The following is a 21,599-nucleotide window of genomic DNA, read 5'->3' as shown; positions in this document are numbered from 1 at the left end:
TGTTGTGACGCTTTCAGCCCGCGTCGCGGGCACCTTAGCCAGTCTTGGACGGCAAAGGCCAGCGCCGCCGGGCCATTCCCTGCCCGCCTGCCGCAGCGTCAGTTCGGCGCCTCCTGCGCCCGCGCCGCGATGTCCGCCGCCCGGTCGCGCAGCGCCGCGCGGATGATCTTGCCGGTGGTGGTCATCGGCATGTCCTCGATGAAATGCACGGCGCGGGGATATTCATAGGCGGCCAGGTGGCGGCGGACATGATCCGAGATCTCGGCCGCCAGATCGTCGCTGGCGCTGTGCCCCTCGGCCAGGGTGACGAAGGCCGCGACGACATGGCCGCGCAGCGGATCGGGCTGGCCGACCACTCCGGCCAGATGCACCGCCGGATGGCGCAGCAGGCAGTCCTCGATCTCGGCGGGACCGATGCGATAGCCGGCCGACGAGATCACGTCGTCGTCGCGCCCGACGAAGACCAGCCGGCCGTCGGCGCGGCGCATCCCGCGATCGCCGGTCAGCAGCCAGCGTCCCTCGGGCCCGTCAATGAATTTCGCCCGCGTGGCGTCGGGATTGTTCCAGTATCCCAGGAACATCACCGGGTCCGGCGACAGCACGGCAATCTCGCCCTCGTGGTCGTCGGGCAGCCGCGCACCGCTGTCGCGGTCGATGATCGCGACCTGGTGGCCGGGCACCGGGCGGCCCATCGCGCCGGGCCGCGGCTGTTCCAGCGCGCTGCAGGCCGAAACGGTCATGTTGCATTCGGTCTGGCCGTAGAATTCGTTGATCGTCGTGCCGAATACCCGCCGGCCCCAGTCCAGCAACTCGGCGCCCAGCGGCTCGCCGCCGCTGGCGACCGAGCGCAGGCGCAGCCCCCAGCTCTCGGCCTCGGGCTCGAGCCGCATCAGCTTCAGCGCGGTGGGCGGCAGGAAGGCGTTGCGGATGGCATGATCGCGCATCAGGTCAAGGGCCGCCCGGGCCGTGAACTTGGAAAACCGGCAGGCGACGACGCCGACGCCGTGGTAGAGGCCGGGCAGCAGCACGTCCAGAAGGCCGCCGATCCAGGCCCAGTCCGCCGGCGTCCACAGCCGGTCGCCGGGCTGCGGCAGCAGGTTGTGGCTGACCTCGACGCCGGGAAGATGGCCCAAGAGGACGCGATGCGCGTGCAGCGCGCCCTTGGGGTTGCCGGTCGTGCCAGAGGTGTAGATCAGGATCGCCGGGTCGTCGGCACGCGTCGCCGCGGCCGGATAGCCGCCCGGCTGGTCGGCGCAGGCGCGGTCGAGATCCAGCACCTCGATGCCCGGGAAGCCGGCGACGGCCTCTGCCGGAAGGTTCTTGCACAGGATCAGCCGCAGGTCCGGCAGTTCGGCCCGGATCCCGGCCAGCAGCGGCAGGCTTGCCGCGCCGGTCACGATCGCCCGCGCGCCGGAATCGCGCAGCCTGTGCAACAGCGCCTCGGGGCCGAACAGCGTGAACAGCGGCAGGGACACGCCGCCCATGCGGGTCACCGCGACATGGCTGGCCGCGGTTTCCAGCGATTGCGGCAGCAGCACCCCGACCCGGTCGCCGACCTCGCCCTGACGCGGCAGGGCGATGCCCCGCGCCGCCAGCACATGCGAGATCCGCGCCGCAAGCCGCCCCAGATCGGCAAAGCTGTGATGGGCGGCCACGCCGGTCTCGTCCACCTCGATCAGCGCGATCCGGTCGGGATCGCGCGCCACCCAATGGTCGCAGACGGCGATGCCGAGGTTGAAATCCTCGGGGACCTGCCATGCGAATGTCGCAAGACCGGCCGCCGACATCGGACGCCCCTGGCTGACCATCACGTTCCTCCCGCGATCCCCGCGCCGCCCCCCGCGCCACGCCTGGGCGAGGGTAGGTGGGCGCGGCGATCGATGTCAATGCGGCGGCATATCGCCCTGAAGAGCCTGCGTTTTCACGGCGGAAACGAGGCTTTCCGCTGCACCCGCCTGACCGTTACTTGATGCCCGGCGTGCCGTCGAACTTCTTCTCGAGCCGGTTCCAGACCTCGATGTATTCCTGCTGCATCGGGGCGTCCTTCGCGGCGTATTCGGTGAGGTGCTGGGGAAACCGCGTCTCGAACATGAAGGACATGGTGTTGTCCAGCTTCTCGGGCTTCAGCGCGGCATTGCTGGCGCCCTCGAAGGCGTCGCGGTCGGGCCCGTGCGGCAGCATGCAGTTGTGCAGGCTGATGCTGCCCGGCGCGAAGCCCTGCGGCTTGGCGTCGTACTGGCCATAGATGTTGCCCATCAGTTCGGACATGATGTTCTTGTGATACCAGGGCGGGCGGAAGGAATGCTCGGCCACCATCCAGCGTTCGCGGAACAGCACGAAATCGATGTTCGCCGTCCCTTCCTGCCCCGAGGGCGCGGTCAGCACCGTGAAGATCGAGGGGTCGGGATGATCGAACAGGATCGCACCGACCGGGGAATAGGTGCGCAGGTCATATTTGTATGCACAATAATTGCCGTGCCATGCCACCACATCCAGCGGGCTGTGGCCGATGCGGGTCTCGTGGAACTGGCCGCACCACTTGATGACCACGCGGCTTGGCACCTCGCGATCCTCGAAGGCCGCCACGGGCGACTTGAAGTCGCGCGGATTGGCCATGCAGTTCGCGCCGATCGGGCCGCGGCCGGGCAGGTCGAACTTCTGGCCGTAGTTCTCGCACACGAAGCCGCGGGCGGGGCCTTCCAGAACCTCGACCCGGTAGACCATGCCGCGCGGGATGATCGCGATTTCCCTCGGCTCAAGGTCGATGATGCCCAGTTCGGTGCAGAAGCGCAGCCGGCCCTCCTGCGGCACCACCAGCAATTCGCTGTCGGCCGAGAAGAAATATTCGTCCTGCATCGAGCGGGTGACCAGATAGACATGGCTGGCCATGCCGACCTGGATGTTCACGTCGCCCGCGGTGGTGATGGTGCGCATCCCGGTGATCCAGGTCAGCGGCTCGTCGGGCACCGGGATCGGGTCCCAGCGGTACTGGCCGAGGCTGGTCACATGCGGCAGGACGTTCGGCGCCGATTTCCAGTGCGGCATGTCGATGGCGCTGAACCGCCCGGTATGATGGACCGAGGGGCGGATGCGATAGCACCAGGTCCGCTCGTTCTGGCCGCGCGGGGCGGTGAAGGCGGTGCCAGACAGTTGCTCGGCGTAAAGGCCGTAATTGCACTTCTGCGGGCTGTTCTGGCCCTGCGGCAGCGCATCGGGAAGGGCCTCGGTCTCGAAGTCGTTGCCAAAGCCCGGCATGTAGCCCGGATGCGCGCCGTCGCCACGCGCTGCGCGGATCATGCCCTCGGGCAGGTCATGCGTGGTCATCCCCAACCTCCTGTCGCCGCCTCGTTGTCGATGGCTCTCCATAACGTTGCATTTGCAACGATGTCAAGCGGCGCGGGCCTTCGCGATTGCCGCGGCGGGGAATTTCTGCTGATCTTGGCGCATGAGCGCCCATGATCCGTTCCGCCTTGACCTGTTCCTGCCCTACCGGCTGAGCGTCGCCGCCACGCGCATCAGCCGCCGATTCGCCGAACGCTATGCGGCCGAGGCGGGCCTCAGCATCCCCGAATGGCGGGTGATGGCACATCTGAACCATTCCGGCTCGGTCAGCGTCCGCGACATCCATGCCCGCGTGAATCTGGACAAGTCGATGGTCAGCCGCGCGGCGACGCGACTGGAACAGGTCGGGCTGGTCAGCAAGGCCGGCCATGACCAGGACCGGCGGCTGGTCGCGCTGGAGCTGACCGCCAAGGGCCGCGAGCTGATGCAGCGGCTGGGCCGCAGCGCACAGGCCTTCCAGGCCGAGCTGGTCGCCGAACTGGGCGAGGATGCCGAGGCGCTGGATCGCGCCCTTGCCCGGCTGGGCGCGCGGCCGGACTAGGCCGGCCGGTCGTCGGTCGCGGGCAGGATGCGCCCGGTGCAGGGGCCGAAGCCGATGCGGTAGCCCTGGCCCTGCGCATGGGCGTAAAGCCCGATCTCGTCGCCATCCTCGATGAAGCTGCGCGGTTCGCCATGGACCATGACCGGGCGCTTGCCGCCCTCGGTCATTTCCAGCAGCGCGCCGGTCTGGTCGGGCGCGGGTCCCGAGATCGTGCCCGATCCCAGCAGGTCGCCCACCCGCATCGGACAGCCCGAGACGCCGTGATGCGCGATCTGCTGCGCGCTGGACCAGTACATTACGTTGTAATTGGTACGGCACATCTGCTGGCCGTTCATCGTCCAGCCGATCGTCAGGTCGTAAAAGCCGGGGCGCTCCTCGCGCAGATAGGGCAGGATCTCGTTGTCGCGCGGCGCACCGGCGCAGCGGAACGGTTCCAGCGCGGCCTGCGTGACGATCCAAGGCCCGATGGTGGTGCCAAGCGCCTTCGACTGGAACGGTCCCAGCGGCTGGTATTCCCACGCCTGGATGTCGCGGGCCGACCAGTCGTTCAGCAGGACATAGCCGAAGATCATCCCCTCAGCCTCGTCGACGCCGATGCGCTGGCCCATGACGCTGTCGGCGCCGACGATCGCGCCCAGTTCCAGTTCCAGATCAAGCCGTCGGCAGGCGGTCCATTCCGGCCCCGCCTCGCCACGCACCTGTCCCATCGGCCGGCGGATCGGCGTCCCCGACACCACCACCGACGAGGCCCGGCCGTTATAGCCGATGGGCATGTGCGTCCACTGCGGCGGCAGCGCGTTCTCTGGGCCGCGGAACAGCACGCCGACATTGAAGGCATGATTGCGCGAAGCGTAGAAATCGGTGAATTCGCTGACCCGGATCGGCAAATGCAGCCGCGCCGCGGACATGGCCACGGTGGGCAGGTCGCGGTCGCCGTCCTCGGCCAGCAGGGCGGTCAGGCGGGCCCGCACTGCTTCCCACCTGGGGCGGCCAAGCGCGATGAAATCGTTCAGCTGCGGCGCGGAGAACGTCCCGTCGGCCTCCAGCAGGCCGCGCGCCTCGCAGGCAGCCAGATCGACGATCCGGTCGCCGATGGCCACCCCGCAGGTCGGCGCCGCGTCACCGACCGAGAACACACCATAGGGCAGGTTCTGGATGGGGAAATCGCAGCCCTCCTCATTCGCGGCCGCGAGCCAGCTGCGCAATCCGGTCTGATCCTTCGGCATACCCACCCCCTGTCTGCTGGTGCCTCGCCCCCTCCGGCAGGACGTGCCCTGTCCTCCAGCCCGCCGGGGTCGCCGGCTGGATAGCAAATTTCGTTTCAATTGCAACAATATTCTGCGCAACGCCGCCGCTGCCCGCCTGCGAGGCAGGGGAACGCGCTTGTGTGGGCGCGCGGCACGTTTGACGATTGCCGTGCGGGACGGTCCGTGGCACCCCCATCGCATCACAGCCTCGGGGGTTCGATGGCCGGCTTCTTCAGTTCAGGACGCCTGCGCAAGCGGCGTCGCGGCAGCGGCAGGGCCGCCGGCACGATGGCGGGCCTGCTGGGCGCGGCGATGGGTCTTGCGGTTCCGGCCGCCGCGCTGGTATCGCAGGCCAAGCGCAAGGCGCCACCCAAGCCCAAGCCGCGGCGAAAACCCGCGGCAACGCCGGCGGCCAGGATCGCTGGGTCCAAGCCCCTCAGGCGCGCCGCCGATGCGGCGCCGATGCGGGGGTCATCCTTCCGGTCGGCGGTGTTCCGCTGCGAGCATGGCGAGCGGCGCTACAAAGTCTTTATCCCCGGCTGTGCCGCGGCGTCGGTGACTCCGCTGCCCGTGCTGGTGATGCTGCATGGCTGCGGCCAGACGCCCGACGATTTCGCGCGCGGCACCGGCATGAATGCCATCGCCGAGGAACGCGGCCTGCTGGTGGTCTATCCGCAGCAGCCGCGCGAGGCGCATCCGGGCCGCTGCTGGAACTGGTTCCGCCCCGCCGATCAGGGCCGCGAGGCGGGCGAGCCGGCGCTGCTGGCCGCGCTGACCCGGCATGTTCTGTCGCGCCACCATGCCGACCCGGCCCGCGTCTATGTCGCCGGACTGTCGGCGGGCGCCTCGGCCGCGCTGGTCCTTGCCGAGACCCATCCCGACCTCTTCGCGGCGGTCGGGGCGCATTCCGGCCTGCCGGTCGGGGCGGCGCGCGACAATGCCTCGGCGGTGATCGCCATGCAGCGCGGCAATCCGGGGCAGCGACGCAGCACCGCGGTGCCCACCATCGCCTTCCATGGCAGCGCCGACCGCGTCGTGCATCCGCGCAACGGTCGGCTGATCGCCATCCGCGCGGTCGAGCCCTATGCCGCGCTGCGCCGCACCGAGACGGCCGGCCAGGTGGCGCAGGGCCGGGCCTATGTGAAGACCGTCCACCGGATCGGCAAGGGCCGCCCCTGTGTCGAGCATTGGAGCGTGACCGCATCCGGCCATGCGTGGTCGGGCGGCTCGTCCCGGGGCCGCTTCACCGATCCGGCCGGGCCCGACGCCTCGCGCGAGATGGTGCGGTTCTTCCTGCGCCACCGGCTGTCCGCACGACGCGCGGGGCCGGCCGCGCCCGGGGGGTGACGGCGGGCGCGACGCCCGCCGTCCTCCTGGTCAGAACGGGCTGTCGGGGAAATAGAACCGCTCGGCGTTCTCGGGCGTGATCAGCTGGCTGGCGATGATGAAGCGGCCGACCATCGGCGCGCCCGACACGAAGTTCAGCGCCGTCATCTCGATCGCCGACGAGATCAGCGCCGGCGGGTAGGTGACGTTGACCGGCAGTTGCGGGTCCTTGTCCATGATCCGCTTGACGATCTCCTTCATGCCGGCGCCGCCGATCACCCACATCTCCTCGCTGCGGTTGGCGGCCGCGATGGCCTCCATCACGCCGATCGCCATGTCGTCATCGGCCGCCCAGACCGCATCGATCTGGGGATACTTCGCCAGGAAGTCCTGCATCACGGCAAAGGCGTCGTCACGGTTCCAGTTGCCGTGCTGCATGTCCAGGATCTCGACGCCCGAGCCCTCCAGCGCGGCCTGGAAGGCCTCGACCCGCTCGTTGTCCAGCGTCGTGGGAATGCCGCGCAGCACCACCACCTTGGCGCCATCCTCGAGATTGTCGCGGAAATACTCGCCCGCCACGCGCCCGAAGGCGGTGTTGTCGCCGGCGACATACAGATCCTCGATCCCCTCCTGCGACAGGCCGCGATCAACGACGGTCACGAACTTGCCGGCATCCTTGACCGCCTTGACCGGCGCGGTCAGCGGTTCGGATTCGAAGGGCAGCACGACCAGCCCGTCGATGTTGCGGGTCGCCATCATGTCCTCGATGTCGTTGACCTGCTTGGCGGCATCGCCGGCCGTCGCCAGCACGAATTCCAGCTGCGGATAGGCGGCGCTGAGACGGTCGATGCTGTCCTGCGCGTGCCAGTTCAGCCCACCCATGAAGCCATGGGTGGCCGACGGGATCGACACGCCGATGATCGTCTTGGCGTCGTCCTGCGCGAAGACCGGCGCGCCGGCAAATCCCAGCACCGCGATGACGGCCGCCGATTTCATCAGGCTTCTGCGTTTCATGCTTCTTTCCTCCCCGTTTGTCTCACCGCTCGTCGGCGGTGCGCTTTTCCCGCTGCAACACGACAGCAAGGACGATGATGACCCCCTGGATCGCCCCGTTCAGATAGGGGCTGACCAGATCGGCCAGATTCAGGATGTTGTCGATCAGCGACATGATCAGCACGCCGACCACTGTCCCCCAGACGCGCCCGCGCCCGCCCTTCAGCGCGGTGCCGCCGATGATGACGGCGGCGATCGCCTCAAGCTCCCACAGCACGCCGGTCGAGCCCGAGGCCGAGCCGAGGCGCGGCACATACAGCACCACCGCCAGCCCGACGAGGACGCCCAGCAGCACATAGGTCAGCAGCCGCACCCGGTTCACGTCGATGGCCGAATAGCGCGCAACCCGGTCGTTCGACCCGATCGCCTCGACATGGCGGCCAAAGCGGCTGTGGCGCATGACCCATTCGCCGGCGACCGCGACGATGGCGAAGGCGATGATCGGCCAGGTGATCCAGCCGAGGCCGCCGTAATAGACCGGCCGGTACAGCGTCCGCAGCCCGTATTCGAGGCTCAGCGTGCCGCCATCGGCAAGCCAGGTCACCAGCGACCGGAAGATGCCCATCGTTCCCAGGGTGACGATGAAGGGCTCGATCCGGGCCTTTGTGATCAGCGCGCCGTTGAGATAGCCGGCCAGCACCCCGCCCATGATCGCCACGCCCATCCCGATCAGGATGGTGCCCCAGTTCTCGCCGGTGCCCGGCAGCGCGGCGTTCATGGCGATGATCGCGATGCCGGCCAGGAAGGCGGCCATCGAGCCCACCGACAGATCCAGCCCGCCCGCGGTGATGACGAAGGTCATGCCCACCGCGATCAGCCCGATGAAGGCCGACCGCGCGAGGACATTGGTGATGTTGGCAGGGGCCAGGAACGCGCTGTTCAGCGCCGCGCCCAGGATCACCAGCGCGATCAGCGCCACCAGAGGTCCGAGGGTATGCAGGTCGATCTTCATGCGGCCTCGCTGTTCACGCCCATCGCAAGGCGCACGATTCGGTCCTCGGTCAGCCGGTCGCCGGTCAATTCGCCGGCCAGCCGCCCCTCGCGCATCACCAGCACCCTGTCCGACAGGCCGATCACCTCGGTCATCTCGCTGCTGATGACGATGACGCTGCGGCCCTCGGCGGCCAGCTTGCGGATGAAGGCATAGATCTGCTGCTTGGTGCCCACATCGATGCCGCGCGTGGGTTCGTCGATGATGATGATGCGCGGGTCCGGCAGCATGGTCTTGGCCAGCAGCAGCTTTTGCTGGTTGCCGCCCGACAGCTTGCCGGCCACGATCTCGCGGCTTGGCGCGCGGATGTCGAAATCCTCGGTGGCGCGGTCCAGCGCGGCGGTCTCGGCCGCGACATCCAGCCGCCAGATGCCGTAATGGGGCTCGGTGCGAGTCGGCACTGTCTGGGCATCTTGATGCGTGGTTTGACGTCTTGATGGCTGGCGGGAGGTGAGGTGTCGTTGTCCCTGACACGGCTGGCGTGTCGACGGGGTCATGCCGCGAGGCGCGCCCCAATTCCCTGGTCAGGAAGAAGGACAACGACATGGATCTGTTTATTGCTCTTGATGTCTCGCTGGCAAGCACGGCGCTCTGCGCCCTGAATGCGCATGGCAAGGTGGTGAAGGAGGCGAAGGTCGACAGCGAGCCGGAGGCGCTGATCGCGGTCCTGCGTACGCTGCCCGGCAAGGTTGTGGTTGTCGGTCTCGAGGCCGGCCCGCTTTCGCAATGGCTGCACCTGCACATGAGTGGTGCCGGTTTCACCGTCGTGCTGCTGGAGACGCGGCAGGTGAAGGGCGCCCTGAAGGCGATGCCGATCAAGACCGATCGCCGGGATGCCGAAGGTATTGCCCGACTCTTGCAGATGGGATGGTTCAGGCCGGTCCACTGCAAGTCGGTCTCGGCGCAGGAGATGCGGGCCGTTCTGAGCACGCGCAAATTGCTCCAGCAGACCCTGATCAACCTCGAGCTTTCGCTGCGCGGCGTGCTGCGCAACTTCGGCCTCAAGATGGGCGCGCTGACGAAGGTCCGCTTCGAGGCGCGGGTCCGTGAGTTGGTCGACGGCAACCTGATGCTGGAACGGGCTGCCGCACCCGTCCTGCGCGCCCGAGAGGAATTGCGGAAGGAACTCGCCGGGCTGGAGAAGCTGCTGCGCGATCTGGCCAAGACGGATCCTGACTGCCGGTTGATGATGACAATGCCGGGGGTTGGCGCGGTTGTGGCGTTGACCATGCGCACGGCGGTGGATGATCCCGAGCGGTTTCACTCGTCGAAAGATATCGGCCCTTGGGCGGGCCTGACACCGCGGCGCACCCAGTCCGGTGAGCGGGATGTCATCGGCCGGATCACGAGGGCCGGGGATGCCGCCCTGCGCACGGCGCTCTATCAGGCCGCGAATGCGGTGTTGTGCCGAAGCGCGCCGAGCTGGCTCAAGGCATGGGCGCTGAGGGTGGCTGCGCGTCGCGGCAAGAAGCGCGCCACGGTCGCGCTGGCCCGACGGATCGGTGTAGTGCTGCACCGCATGTGGCGCGACGGGACGGAATTCCGTTTCACCCGCGATGAGGCTATGGCGGCGATGACGCTACGCACCTGCTGAAAGCCGTTCGGCAGGAAACCCAGAACAGGAGGAACAGGCCGGGCATGGCCGCCATGGCTTGCCGAGGTCCCGACCGGGACGCGGTTCCCGACGATGCCGCCTGGCGGCTTGCATCCGGACCCTGTCCGAGAGCGCAGTTCAGATTGGCACGCGGGAACCGCACTTGAACCAGGCATGGAGAGGCGGCCATCTGCGCCGACCTCGGATGGAAGCGACATCCCGAGCCGGGAACGACCAATCGGCATCCCAGAAACGTCAGGTCACGGGCCGAACCGCACAGGCATCGACAGATTGACCAGGCGCTGGCACCGCTTCGATCCATGACGTCTCCGCGCTGCCAGCGCCTTCGTGCCGCGAATGGGCTACCATTTCGCGTTCAACTTCTTCGTGTTCCACGGCGCTTGACTACTCCCGCCCCATTATGGAAGCCGCCAAAGCGGTCCAGCGTGGCCAGCGTCAGGTTCTCGCGCAGGCCCTTGTCCAGCAGCAGGCCGGCCTCCTTGCGATCCTCGGTCAGGTAGGCCAGACCCGCCGCGAAGGCGTCGCGCAGTTCGCGGATCGCGACCGGGCGGCCCGCCACCCGGATCTCGCCGCTGGCCGGGCGCAGCCCGACGATCCCCTCGGCCAGTTCGGTCCGGCCCGACCCGACCAGCCCCGCGATGCCCAGCACCTCGCACTCGCGCAGGCTCAGGGAGACATCGCGCACCCGGCCCGGCACGCTCAGCCCGCGAACCTCGAGCGCCAGGGCGCCGCCCGGCTGCCCCTTGGGCGGATAGAAGTCCTGCAATTCGCGCCCGACCATGGCGGTGGCCATGTCGTCCTCGGTCAACTCGCCGCGCAGCGCCTGCCGCACCACCCGGCCGTCGCGCAGCACGGTGATGCGGTCGGCCAGATGCGCCACCTCGTCCAGCCGGTGCGAACAGTAGAGGATCGCGACGCCCTCGGCCCGCAGCCGGTCGATCTGCGCGTAAAGCGTGCCGACCTCGCGGTGGGTCAGCACGGCGCTTGGCTCGTCCATGATCAGCACGCGGGCATTGCGCGACAGCGCCTTGGCGATCTCGACCATCTGGCGGTCGGGCACCGACAGCTCGCCGATCAGCGCATCGGGCGGGATCGCGCAGTCCAGCCGTTGCAGCAGCGCCGCGGTCTGGCGGCGCATCGCTGCGAGATCCAGCCGCCAGCCCCCCGCCTCACGGCCCAGAAAGATGTTGGCGGCGACGCCGAGATCGGGCGCCAGGTTGAACTCCTGATGGATCACCACGATGCCGCGCGCCTCGGCCTCGGGCCCGCCGGCGAAACGCAGCGGTGCGCCGTCCATCAGGATCTCGCCCGCGCTGGGATCAAGGAAACCGCCGAGGATCTTCATGATCGTGGACTTGCCGGCGCCGTTCTCGCCGATCAGCGCGTGCACTTCGCCCGGCTCAAGCGCCAGATCGACGTTGTGCAGCACCTCGATCGGCCCGAAGCTTTTCGAGACATCGCGCAGCGCCAGCAGGCTCATGGCGCGACCTCGACCCAGGCGCCGTCGCGCGCCGACGAGGCCTGCGCGGCGGCGATGAAGGCCATGCCGGACAGGCCGGCGTCCAGCCCCGGCACCCGGTCGAGAGGGCCGACATCGCCGTTGATGATCGCCGCGATGTCGGCATAGAGGTTCGCAAACCCTTCCAGATAGCCCTCGGGATGGCCGGGCGGTGTCCGCGACGAGGCACTGCGGTCCTGCGCGCGGGTCAGCAGCCGCGCGGGACCGTCCTTGGGCGACAGGATCAGCCGCTCCGAGGCGTCAAGCCGCCATTCCAGCGCCGCCCTGGTGCCGAACACCCGCAACGAGACGCCGTTTTCCTGCCCGACCGCGACCTGGCTGACCCAGATGCCGCCCTTGGCGCCCCCGGCATAGCGCAGCGCGATCCGGGCGTCGTCATCGACCGGGCGGCCCGGCACCACGCTGGACAGCTCGGCCGACAGATGCGCGGGGGTCTGGCCGGTCACGAACTGGGCCAGCTGCCAGGCATGGGTGCCGATGTCGCCCAGCGCCCCAGCCCCGGCCCGCGCCGGGTCGGTGCGCCATTCGGCCTGCTTTCCCGAGGCCGGATCGGCCAGCCAGCCCTGCAGATATTCGGCCTGCACCAGCCGGACTTCGCCCAGCGCGCCCTCGGCCACCAGCGCCCGCGCCTCGCGGATCATCGGCATGGCGCTGTAGTTGTGGGTCAGGAAGAACCGCGCCCGCGAGGACCGCGCGGCCTCGGCGATCTCGGCCGCCTGCGCGGCCGTGGCGGCCAGCGGCTTGTCGCAGATGACATGGATGCCGGCCTTCAGGAAGGCCACGGCGGGGGCCGCATGCATGTGGTTCGGCGTCACGATCGCCACAGCCGCGATGCCGTCCTGCCGCGCCGCCTCGGCCTCGGCCATCTCGTCAAAGCTGGCATAGCTGCGGGCCAGACCCAGTTCGCGCGCGCTGGCATCGGCGCGCGCGGGGTCCGAGGACAGGGCGCCGGCCACCAGCCGGAACTGCCCGTCGATGCGCGCGGCGATCCGGTGGACTGCGCCGATGAAGGCGCCGCTGCCGCCGCCGACCATGCCAAGGGGAATGGGCTTCATAATCCAAGCGCCTTTCTGATCGCGTCGCCATCCACCGCACTTGCCGCGAAATCGTCGAAGGCATGCGGGGTCACGCGGATGATGTGGTCGCGCACGAAGGCCGCCCCCTCGCGGGCGCCGTCCTCGGGATGCTTCAGCGCGCATTCCCATTCGACCACCGCCCAGCCGTCAAAGCCGTATTGGGTCAGCCGCGAGAAGATCGCGCCGAAATCCACCTGCCCGTCGCCGGGGCTGCGGAACCGTCCGGCCCGCGCCGCCCAGGGCTGGTAGCCGCCATAGACGCCCTGCCGGCCGGTCGGGCGAAATTCGGCATCCTTGACGTGGAACATGCGGATGCGGTCGTGATACAGGTCGATGTTCTGCAGGTAGTCCAGCTGCTGCAGCAGATAATGCGACGGGTCGTACAGCATGTTGGCGCGCGGATGCCCGTTCACGCGGTCCAGGAACATCTCGAAGCTGGCGCCGTCATGCAGATCCTCGCCGGGATGGATCTCGTAGCACAGATCGACGCCGTGATCCTCGGCCAGGTCCAGCAGCGGCCGCCAGCGCGCCGCCAGCGCGTCGAAGGCAGCCTCGACCAGCCCCGGCGCCCGCTGCGGCCAGGGGTAGAGATAGGGCCAGGCGAGCGCGCCGGAAAAGGTCGCCATGCGGTCCAGCCCCAGAAGGCGGCTGACGCGGATGGCGCGGGCCACCTGATCGACGGCCCATTCCTGCCGCGCGGCCGGATTGCCGCGCAGCGCGGCGGGCGCGAAGGCATCGAAGCCCGCATCATAGGCCGGATGAACGGCGACAAGCTGACCCTGCAGATGGGCCGAAAGCTCGGTCACCGCAACGCCATTGTCGCGCGCGGTGCCCAGGAAGTCGTCGCGGTAGTCCGCCGAGGTCTCGGCCCTGGCAAGATCGAGGATGCGCGCATCGCCGGTGGGCACCTGAACGCCCCGATAGCCGCAGCCGGCGGCCCAGCCTGTCAGCCCCGCCCAGCTGTCGAACGGTGCGGCATCGCCGATGAACTGCGCCAGAAACAGCGCAGGCCCCTTGATCGTCTGCATGTCGAAGCCTCCCCGCCGCGCAGCTTGCACGGGACTGCAATCGATTTCAAACATTTTCTTGCCGGCCCCGCGACTCCGCGCGTAACCTGCCCGGCATGGAGAGGCGCATGGCCATGCCCGGACGGGCGCGACTGTCGGATGTGGCGCGGCTGGCGGGGGTGTCGGCCTCGACCGTCAGCCGCGTGCTGTCCAATCCGGGCCTTGTCGCGCCCGCCACCCGCGAGGCCGTGCTGGCGGCGGTCATGGCCAGCGGCTACCGGATGAATCATGCCGCCCGGAATCTGCGCAAGCAGCGGACCGGCTGCGTCGTGGCGCTGGTGCCGAATCTCGGCAACCCGTTCTTCGCCAAGATCCTTGATGGCATGGGTCGGGAACTTGCGGCGGCGGGCTATGACCTGCTGATCGCCGACACGCTGGAAGACGCGGGCAGGCACCGCACGCTGGAGCGGTTTCTTGATCCGTCCCGCGCGGACGGCATCATCCTGCTGGACGGGCTGGTGCCGCTTGGCCGGCTGGGCCAGGGGCAGGACCTGCCGCCGCTGATCACCGCCTGCGAATGGATCGAGGGCGCCGACCTGCCGCGGGTCATGCTGGACAATCGCGAGGGCGGGCGCATCGCCGTCGCGCATCTGCGAGACCTCGGGCATCGCCACATCGGCGTGATCGGCGGACCGGCCGGCAACGTGCTGCATCAGGCGCGGCTGGCGGGCGCGCGGGCGGCACTGGCGGGCGGGCGGCTGACGCTGTTTCCCGGCGATTTCAGCCTGGCCGCCGGGCGCAAGGCCGCCGAGGCCTGGCAGGCGATGCCCGACCGGCCCGGCGCGGTCTTTGCCCTGTCGGACGAGATGGCCTGCGCCTTCATGGCCAGCCTGCAACGGGCCGGTCTGGCCGCGCCGCGCGATGTGTCGATCATCGGCTTCGACGATATTGACCTTGTCTCGCATCTGTCACCGGCGCTGACGACGATCCGCCAGCCCAAGCGCGACATCGGCCGTCAGGCGGCGCGGGTGATCCTGGCACGGATCGAGGGGCAGGAGGTCGCGCCGGTGACGCTGCTGGCGCCGCGGCTGATGCTGCGCGAGACGACCGGGCCGGCCGGCTGATCCCCCGACCCGGCGCGATCAGTGGCGCAGATAGCCCGGCAGCTTGGCCAGACCCAGGAACTGCCGGCCGCCCGTGACCGGGTTGGGCAGCCACAGTCCGCCCTCGCGGACCTCGACCGTCAGCACGCCCCCATCCGCATAGGCATCGAAATATTGCAGCATGGTTTCCACCATGTCCCTGCTGAACTCGGCGTCCGCCAGCTTGCGCTCATTGCATGCTGCAATCATCTGAGTCTCCTTCTTGCCGCATGGTCAATTAAGCCCGCGGACCGGCCGTTGTCGCCAAAAAATTCGCCTTGGGCGCGAATGCGCGTCATTCACAAGGGCGATTCCGTTCACAACCCCGCGACCCGTCGCCACACCATGCACGGCGCGGCCACCCCGTCAGCGGATGAACACCAGCATATCCAGCAGGATGATGATCGTGGCCAGCATGGTCAGCATCACCAGGTCCTGACGGTCGGGCTCGTCGCGCAAGCCGCGCAGGCTGCCGTCATGGCCGCCCCGTTCCAGCCCCTCGGCCTGCGACCGGTTCCGCCGCGCCCGGACCGACACGATCACCAGCAGCACCGAATACAGCATCGCCGAGACATACAGCGTCACGAACAGGCTGAAGACCCAGCCCTCGGGCCGCGCGAAGACCCCGACCGTCGCGCTGGCCAGGAAGATCAGCACCATCACCGCGACATGGCCGAAATAGACCTGCCGCGTCGACAGCGCCCGCAGCCGATGCGCCAGTGATCCCAGCAGCGCGGCGTTGCCGGGATCGCCGGGATGGCTCAACTCGACCCGCAGCAGCAGTTCCTCGTCCCCCCAGCGGACCAGCAACTCCATCACGAACACGAAATAGACCACGAAAAAGACCGACAGCGCGGCGACCACCTCGAAATAGTTCTCGGATTCGACGGGCGGCGTCATGTGGCAGGCCGCCCCGACCAGCAGCAACCCCGCGATCATCCCGCGCAGCGCGATGCTGAGATCCTGCTTCAGCGCGACCATCAGGTTCGAGCCCAGCAGGAAGCTGATGCCCAGCAGCTGATCCTCGACCGGGATGGTCCAGTGCGCGACGCTGAGCCAGATCATCGCGAACAGCGGCGAAAAGAACGACACATAGGTCTGCGAGGCATGGGTCATGCGCAGCGTGCCGATGGTGAAGGCGATCGACGAGGCCACGTTCAGCAGCGCCACGAGCGCCACGGGCACCAGATCGCCCGCCCCGATGCTGACCGGGCGCAGCGACAGGAACGGCAGGGCCAGAAGGCCGACCGGCAGGAAATAGGCCTGGATGATGGCGTAACCGCGGAACGGGCCGATGTCGTGACGCTGCAGAAGGATGTCGGCGATCCGCGCCTTCAGCGACACGGCGAGCCCCATTGCGACGGCAGCGGCACCGGCCAGCAGCAGGGTTCCCGAGGGCCCGGCATATCCGCTGAGCCAGTTTCCCCCGAAATCGGGCGCCGCCGGATGGCCGCGCGTCAGGACCGGGGCCGCGTTGAATTCGCCACGCATGACCAATGCAACGCCGGCGACCGACACCAGCCCCCAGAACAGGTCCCCCGCGCTCAGCGACTGGACCCGCTGGCGGCGCAGATACTGCATCGTCAGCGCCGCGAAGAAGGGCCAGGTCTCGGCGATGATGACGCTGGCGACATGCCGCCCCGAAGCCAGCGCCGCGCTCAGCAGCACGAAGCTGAGGACGAGGCAGGCAGCGTTGGCCAGCATCAGTGCGCTGAGCCGCAGATCGGTGACGATCTGCCGGAAGGCCCCGCCAAGGTGCAGCGCGAAGATCGCCGGAATCGACAGCAGACCCAGCAGGATCGGCAGGATCGCCCCCAGATGCACCGCCAGATCGGCGCCGCCCGCCGTCATCGCCAGCGGGATCAGGCTGTACAGGACCGATGCCGCGAGAATCGCCGAGGTCGCGCCAAGCGCGCTGCTGGAGGTGCTGAACAAACGTGCCATCGCGACCGGCCTTCCCGCGCACAACAGGCGCGCGCGGACCGTAAGCGGCGCTTTGCGCCTTATCAATCCCGGGCCAGGCGTTATGATCGGCGCGCTGTGACCGGCATGACTGCCTGACGGGGGACGCATGAAGACAATCCAGGTGCTGAACGGCCCGAACCTCAACCTGCTGGGCAAGCGCCAGCCCGAAATCTATGGCCGCGAGACGCTGGCCGATGTCGAACGGATGTGCCGCGAGGCGGCGGGCGACCGCCACCAGATCCGGCTGTTGCAATCGAACTGGGAGGGCCAGATCGTCGACTGGATCCACGAGGCCCGCGACACCGCCTGCGGCATCGTCATCAACCCCGCCGCGCTGACCCATACCTCGGTCGCGATCCTCGACGCGCTGAACGCCTTCGAGGGGCCGGTGATCGAAGTCCATATCAGCCAGGTCCACAAGCGCGAGGCGTTCCGCCACCATTCCTACGTCTCGCTGCGCGCCGACGGGGTCATCGCGGGGCTGGGCCTTGATGGCTATGTCGCGGCCGTCCGGCGCATCGTGGCGCTGACAGCCGCGCCCGCCTGACCCCGCAAGGGTGGCCGGCGCAGCGTCCATACGACCATTTTACATGTCGCTGCATCGCCACGCCGCCCTTATGCTTGGCGGCGATGGCCCTGCCCTGACGAGGGATGCTGATGGACGACCCGCCGACTGCCCCCCATCCCGTTCTGGATTTCCGCACCGCGCTGATCATCGAGGATCATCCGCTTTTCGGGGATGCGCTGGCGATGACGCTGCAAAGCGTCACCCGGATCCAGCGGGTGGTCCATGCCGACAGCCTGGCGCGGGCCATCGAGGCGCTGGAATCCGGCCGGCGCTTCGATGTGGTGGTGCTGGACCTGAACCTGCCCGATGTGGATGGCCTCGAGGGGCTGGTGGCGCTGCGCCGCATCGCGCCGGACCTGCCGATCCTGCTGGTCACCTCGATCAAGGAGACGCGGGTGATCCGGGCGGCGCTGGCGGCCGGGGCGGCGGGCTTCGTGCCCAAGCATTCGCGGCGCGAGATCTTTCGCGCCGCCTTCGCGGCGCTGGCCGCAGGCGAGGTCTATGCCCCCGACCTGCCCGCCGAGGGTGCCCCCGGCGATGCGCCCTCGGGCGGCGCGACCGCCGCGATCCGCCGGCTGTCGCAGCTGACCCGCCAGCAGGCGCGGATTCTTGATTTGATCTGCGACGGCAAGATGAATAAGCAGATCGCCTACGAGCTGTCGATCGCCGAAACCACGGTCAAGGCGCATGTGACGGCGATCATGCGCAAGCTGGGCGTGTCGTCGCGGACGCAGGCGGTGCTGCTGGCGCGGGATGCAACCATGGCAGGACAGCTGAGCGATGCAGGAGGACATCCATAGCCCGACGCTGGCCGGCTTTGCGGCCCGCCCGTCGCCGCTGGTGCCCGCCCGCGCCTCGGTCTTTGCCGACCATCCCGACCCGGCCTTCGCCATCGCGGGCATCATCGGCCCCGGCCCCTTCGCGCTGCTGCTGCTGTTTGCCGCGCCCCAGACGCGGCTGGACGCGCTGCTGCCCCGCGCGGCCGGGCTGTTCCCCGGCACCACGGTCGCCGGCTGCACCACCGCCGGCGAATTGTGCGAGGACGGCTATGGCGACGGCCGCATCGTCGCCATCGGCTTTCCGGCCTCGGCCTTCGTCGCCGACGCGGTGCTGATCGACCCGCTGGACGAGGTCGACAGCCGCGGCGTCATCGCGCAGCTGCAGCGCGCCCGCCAGACCCTGCACCGCCATGCCGCCGATTTCCCTCATGAGCTGGGCATCCTGATGGTCGACGGGCTGTCGGGGCGCGAGGAACAGCTGGTCGCCTCGCTGGCCGGAGGGCTGGGCCCGGTGCCGCTGGTCGGCGGCTCGGCGGGCGACGGGCGCCGCTTCCGGCGCACGCGGGTGTTCCTGTCCGGCGCCCTGCATGACCGCGCGGCGGTGCTGTGCCTGCTGCGCGCCCGCGCGCCGGTGCGGGTCTTTTCCTTCGACTGCACCAGCCCCTCGCGCACGCAGATGGTCGTGACCCGGGCCGATCCGCCCAACCGCGCGATCCTGCGCATCAATGACGAGCCCGCCGCGCAGGAATACGCGCGGCTGCTGTCGGTCCCGGTCGACAGCCTCGGCCCCGAGACCTTCGCGACCCGGCCGCTGCTGGTGCGGGCGGGCGGGCGCCATCACGTCCGCTCGATCCAGGAGGTCGGGTCCGACGGGGCGCTGGTGTTCTTTGGCGCGGTGGCCGAGGGCATGGTGCTGACGCTGGCCGAGCAGGGCGACATCGCCACCCATCTCGACGCCTCGCTGCGCGATCTGGGCCGCGACGGCGCGCCCGCGATGGTGCTGGGCTTCGACTGCCTGTTCCGCCGCATCGACGCCGAGGCCCGGCAGCGCACCCGCGACGTCTCGCGGATCCTGCGTGATCACCGCGTCGCAGGCTTTTCCACCTATGGCGAACAGATCGGCGCGATGCATATGAACCAGACCTTCAGCGGCGTGGCCTTCTACGACGCCGGGACGCCCCAGTGACGGCCCCGCACCAGCCCGCGGATGTCGAGCGGATGATGGCGCCCGAGGACGACATGGACCGGCGCCACGAAAAGCTGGTGCGCATCACCCAGTCGCTGATCCGCCACATCGAGGACCTGCCCGGCGACACCGGCGTGGGCTATGCCCAGTTCCAGCGCGCCGCCGTGCTGGAGGACGAGGTGCGCGCCCGCACGCGCGAGCTGGAAAATGCGCTGGACCTGCTGAACGCCTCGAACGAGCGGCTGTCCGAGGCCTGGCGCGAAAAGGACATCGCCCGCCAGAACCTTGCGAACGCCATCGAGGCGGTGCAGGAGGGCTTTGCGCTGTTCGACGCGGACGACGTGCTGATCATGTGCAACTCGCGCTTCAACGCGCTGCTGCCCGACATCGTGGCCGGGTTGAAGCCGGGCCTGTCCTTCGACGACTATCTGCGCCTTGCCGCCAGTTCGCGGCATCTGGCGCTGCCCGAGGGCACCACCCGCGAGGACTGGATCGCGATGCGGCAGCGCCGCCACGCCGAGCGGCATTTCATCCTGACGCAGGGCATGGCCGAGGGCCGCTGGGTGCAGGTGTCCGAACAGCGCACCGCCGATGGCAGCACCGCGATCATCCAGACCGAGGTGACCGACCTGATCCGGGCCGAACGCCAGGAACGCGGCCGGCTGCTGTCCACCCAGACCAGGATCCTCCAGGCGACGCTGGATCACGTCCCCCTTGGCGTCTGCATCTTCGATGCCCGGCTGCACCTGCTGGGCTGGAACGCCAACCTGACCCAGATGCTGGTGCTGCCGCGCAGCCGGCTGCGCGCGGGGATGCATTTCGACGAGCTGTGGCAGCAGCTGCGCGGCCAGTTCGTCTTTCCGGCCCATCAGGGTGCCAACATGCTGGCCGACTGGGTGCGCTCGGTCCGCCGCAAGACCGCCTTCGAGGTCGAGCTGCGCCGGCAGGGCGGCAAGGGCAGCTACGCGATCTTCGCGCAGGAGATCCCGGATGGCGGCTTCGTGATGTCGCTGGACGACATCACCGACTACAAGGCCGCGATGCAGGCGATCCGCGACGCCAACGAGACGCTGGAGGCGCGGGTGGTGCAACGCACGCTGGAATTGCAGGACGCGCTGGCCAGCGCCGAACGCGCCAATGCCTCGCGGGTGCGTTTTGTCGCGGCGGTCAGCCACGACCTGATGCAGCCGCTGTCGGCGGCAACGCTGTATGTCGGCACGCTGATCGAGGAGGTGACCGAGGCGCGGCTGCGGTCGCGGCTGGAAAAGACCCAACGCTCGCTGGATTCGGTCAGCGCGCTGCTCGAGGCGCTTCTCGACATCTCGCGGCTGGAGGTCGGGCAGGCGGCGCTGAGCATCGAGCCGATCGCGCTGGCGCCGCTGTTCCGGCAACTGCGCGAGGAGTTCACCCCGCTGGCCGAACGCAAGGGCCTGCGGCTGTCCTTCCGGCCGGCCCCCGCCACGGTGCTGTCGGATCGCATCTACCTGCGGCGGATCCTGCAGAACCTGATCTCGAATGCGATCCGCTATACCGACAGCGGCGGCATCATGGTCGCCGCGCGCGGCCGGCCCGGATGCCAGCTGATCCAGGTGCGCGACAGCGGCCGCGGCATCGCACCCGACGATCAGGGGGTGATCTTCGCCGAATTCAGGCGGCTGGATTCCAAGGCGTCGGCCGCCGAGGGTCTGGGTCTGGGTCTGGCCATCGTCGAACGCGCGGCGGCGCTGCTGGGGCACCGGCTGGACCTGCGATCGGCGCCGGGCCGCGGCTCGACCTTCTCGGTCGAGGTGCCCTCGACCGGGCTGGGCGACCGGCGCGACGCGGCCTCGCCGCCCGCCGAACCGCCCGGACAGGACCGCGCCATCGACCGCATCGCCCTGATCGTCGAGAACGACCGCGAGGTGACGCAGGCGCTGTCGCAGCTGCTGGACCAATGGGGCGTGGCGGTCCTGGACGTGGCCTCGGGCGAAGAGGCCGTTGCGCTGATCGAGGAAACCGGGGTCGAGCCGGACCTGTGCCTCGTCGACTACCAGCTTGGCGCGGGCATGGACGGGCTGGCCTGCCTGCGCGCCCTGGCCCCGCTCTTGCCGCAGGCGGCCGGCCGATGCCTGATTACCGCCGACCGGTCGGACGCCCTGCTGCAAGAGGCCGCGCGCCACCGCATCGAGATCCTGCACAAGCCGATCTCGCCCGCGACCCTGGCCCGGGTGGTGATGCCCGCAATCGACGACTGACGCCCCGT

17 protein-coding genes and 2 pseudogenes are annotated in these 21,599 nt (G+C 69.1%); 8 read left to right on the top strand and 11 right to left on the bottom strand.

All coding sequences use genetic code 11. The features are described from left to right. Positions 1 to 98: 98 nt before the first annotated feature. Together Q5Y72_RS06080 and hmgA are read right to left on the bottom strand one after the other, a co-directional pair. Positions 99 to 1,808, bottom strand: a complete 1,710-nt coding sequence (locus Q5Y72_RS06080; protein WP_305962502.1) for an AMP-binding protein — start codon at positions 1,806 to 1,808, stop codon at positions 99 to 101. A gap of 154 nt (positions 1,809 to 1,962) precedes the next feature. Beyond that, a complete protein-coding gene (gene hmgA, locus Q5Y72_RS06075) occupies positions 1,963 to 3,324 on the bottom strand; it encodes a homogentisate 1,2-dioxygenase (RefSeq protein WP_305962501.1) in 1,362 nt (453 codons plus the stop codon). Positions 3,325 to 3,445: 121 nt separating this feature from the next. On the opposite strand from hmgA, the gene Q5Y72_RS06070 reads away from it, so the two are divergent. After that, positions 3,446 to 3,883, top strand: coding sequence for a MarR family winged helix-turn-helix transcriptional regulator (locus Q5Y72_RS06070; RefSeq protein ID WP_305962500.1), 438 nt, complete (start codon positions 3,446 to 3,448; stop codon positions 3,881 to 3,883). On the opposite strand, the gene fahA is transcribed toward Q5Y72_RS06070, so the two are convergent. Beyond that, positions 3,880 to 5,109 (bottom strand): fumarylacetoacetase, encoded by a 1,230-nt coding sequence (fahA, locus tag Q5Y72_RS06065; protein ID WP_305962499.1) that lies wholly within the window; start codon positions 5,107 to 5,109, stop codon positions 3,880 to 3,882. The two genes, Q5Y72_RS06070 and fahA, sit on opposite strands and share 4 nt — an antisense overlap. A 240-nt stretch (positions 5,110 to 5,349) precedes the next feature. Here fahA and Q5Y72_RS06060 point away from each other — a divergent pair, with 240 nt between their 5' ends. After that, complete coding sequence (locus Q5Y72_RS06060) at positions 5,350 to 6,477, top strand: extracellular catalytic domain type 1 short-chain-length polyhydroxyalkanoate depolymerase (RefSeq protein WP_305962498.1); 1,128 nt, start codon at positions 5,350 to 5,352, stop codon at positions 6,475 to 6,477. 30 nt (positions 6,478 to 6,507) lie between these two features. On the opposite strand, the gene Q5Y72_RS06055 is transcribed toward Q5Y72_RS06060, so the two are convergent. The 3 genes and pseudogenes from Q5Y72_RS06055 to Q5Y72_RS06045 form a co-directional block, all read right to left on the bottom strand. Beyond that, positions 6,508 to 7,470, bottom strand: a complete 963-nt coding sequence (locus tag Q5Y72_RS06055; protein WP_305962497.1) for an ABC transporter substrate-binding protein — start codon at positions 7,468 to 7,470, stop codon at positions 6,508 to 6,510. A gap of 22 nt (positions 7,471 to 7,492) precedes the next feature. Continuing rightward, positions 7,493 to 8,461, bottom strand: coding sequence for an ABC transporter permease (locus Q5Y72_RS06050; RefSeq protein ID WP_305962496.1), 969 nt, complete (start codon positions 8,459 to 8,461; stop codon positions 7,493 to 7,495). Then, a pseudogene (locus Q5Y72_RS06045) lies at positions 8,458 to 8,874 on the bottom strand (ATP-binding cassette domain-containing protein); the annotation flags it as partial. The gene Q5Y72_RS06050 and the pseudogene Q5Y72_RS06045, both read right to left, overlap by 4 nt. Before the next feature lie 170 nt (positions 8,875 to 9,044). Here Q5Y72_RS06045 and Q5Y72_RS06040 point away from each other — a divergent pair. Then, entirely contained in the window at positions 9,045 to 10,094 is a 1,050-nt protein-coding gene (locus Q5Y72_RS06040; RefSeq protein WP_305962494.1) for an IS110 family RNA-guided transposase, read from the top strand. A 430-nt stretch (positions 10,095 to 10,524) separates the two neighbouring features. On the opposite strand, the pseudogene Q5Y72_RS06035 reads toward Q5Y72_RS06040, so the two are convergent. The 3 genes and pseudogenes from Q5Y72_RS06035 to Q5Y72_RS06025 all read right to left on the bottom strand — a co-directional run. Beyond that, positions 10,525 to 11,595 (bottom strand): annotated as a pseudogene (locus tag Q5Y72_RS06035) (sugar ABC transporter ATP-binding protein); the annotation flags it as partial. After that, complete coding sequence (locus tag Q5Y72_RS06030; protein WP_305962493.1) at positions 11,592 to 12,689, bottom strand: Gfo/Idh/MocA family protein; 1,098 nt, start codon at positions 12,687 to 12,689, stop codon at positions 11,592 to 11,594. The pseudogene Q5Y72_RS06035 and the gene Q5Y72_RS06030, both read right to left, overlap by 4 nt. Beyond that, a complete protein-coding gene (locus Q5Y72_RS06025) occupies positions 12,686 to 13,738 on the bottom strand; it encodes a sugar phosphate isomerase/epimerase family protein (protein WP_305962492.1) in 1,053 nt (350 codons plus the stop codon). The genes Q5Y72_RS06030 and Q5Y72_RS06025 overlap by 4 nt, the downstream gene beginning before the upstream one ends. A 107-nt stretch (positions 13,739 to 13,845) precedes the next feature. Here Q5Y72_RS06025 and Q5Y72_RS06020 point away from each other — a divergent pair, with 107 nt between their 5' ends. Beyond that, the gene (locus Q5Y72_RS06020; RefSeq protein ID WP_371930770.1) at positions 13,846 to 14,841 is read left to right on the top strand and encodes a LacI family DNA-binding transcriptional regulator; all 996 of its coding nucleotides are present in this window, start codon (positions 13,846 to 13,848) and stop codon (positions 14,839 to 14,841) included. 18 nt (positions 14,842 to 14,859) lie between these two features. Here Q5Y72_RS06020 and Q5Y72_RS06015 read toward each other — a convergent pair whose 3' ends face one another. Continuing rightward, positions 14,860 to 15,069 (bottom strand): frataxin family protein, encoded by a 210-nt coding sequence (locus Q5Y72_RS06015; protein ID WP_305962491.1) that lies wholly within the window; start codon positions 15,067 to 15,069, stop codon positions 14,860 to 14,862. A 156-nt stretch (positions 15,070 to 15,225) separates the two neighbouring features. Then, complete coding sequence (locus Q5Y72_RS06010) at positions 15,226 to 16,803, bottom strand: hypothetical protein (protein WP_305962490.1); 1,578 nt, start codon at positions 16,801 to 16,803, stop codon at positions 15,226 to 15,228. Positions 16,804 to 16,930: 127 nt separating this feature from the next. Here Q5Y72_RS06010 and aroQ point away from each other — a divergent pair, with 127 nt between their 5' ends. The 4 genes from aroQ to Q5Y72_RS05990 all read left to right on the top strand — a co-directional run bounded on the left by aroQ (position 16,931) and on the right by Q5Y72_RS05990 (position 21,591). Further along, the gene (gene aroQ / locus Q5Y72_RS06005; protein ID WP_305962489.1) at positions 16,931 to 17,371 is read left to right on the top strand and encodes a type II 3-dehydroquinate dehydratase; all 441 of its coding nucleotides are present in this window, start codon (positions 16,931 to 16,933) and stop codon (positions 17,369 to 17,371) included. A gap of 110 nt (positions 17,372 to 17,481) precedes the next feature. Continuing rightward, complete coding sequence (locus Q5Y72_RS06000) at positions 17,482 to 18,192, top strand: response regulator transcription factor (protein ID WP_305962488.1); 711 nt, start codon at positions 17,482 to 17,484, stop codon at positions 18,190 to 18,192. Next, positions 18,173 to 19,357, top strand: a complete 1,185-nt coding sequence (locus Q5Y72_RS05995; RefSeq protein WP_305962487.1) for an FIST N-terminal domain-containing protein — start codon at positions 18,173 to 18,175, stop codon at positions 19,355 to 19,357. Before Q5Y72_RS06000 ends, Q5Y72_RS05995 begins: the two co-directional genes overlap by 20 nt. Then, a complete protein-coding gene (locus tag Q5Y72_RS05990; protein WP_305962486.1) occupies positions 19,354 to 21,591 on the top strand; it encodes a hybrid sensor histidine kinase/response regulator in 2,238 nt (745 codons plus the stop codon). The genes Q5Y72_RS05995 and Q5Y72_RS05990 overlap by 4 nt, the downstream gene beginning before the upstream one ends. The last annotated feature ends 8 nt before the right edge of the window (positions 21,592 to 21,599 follow it).

The organism is Paracoccus spongiarum (assembly GCF_030732095.1).
Classification (GTDB): Bacteria; Pseudomonadota; Alphaproteobacteria; order Rhodobacterales; family Rhodobacteraceae; genus Paracoccus; species Paracoccus spongiarum.
This window is presented reverse-complemented; position numbering and strand designations above follow the sequence as displayed.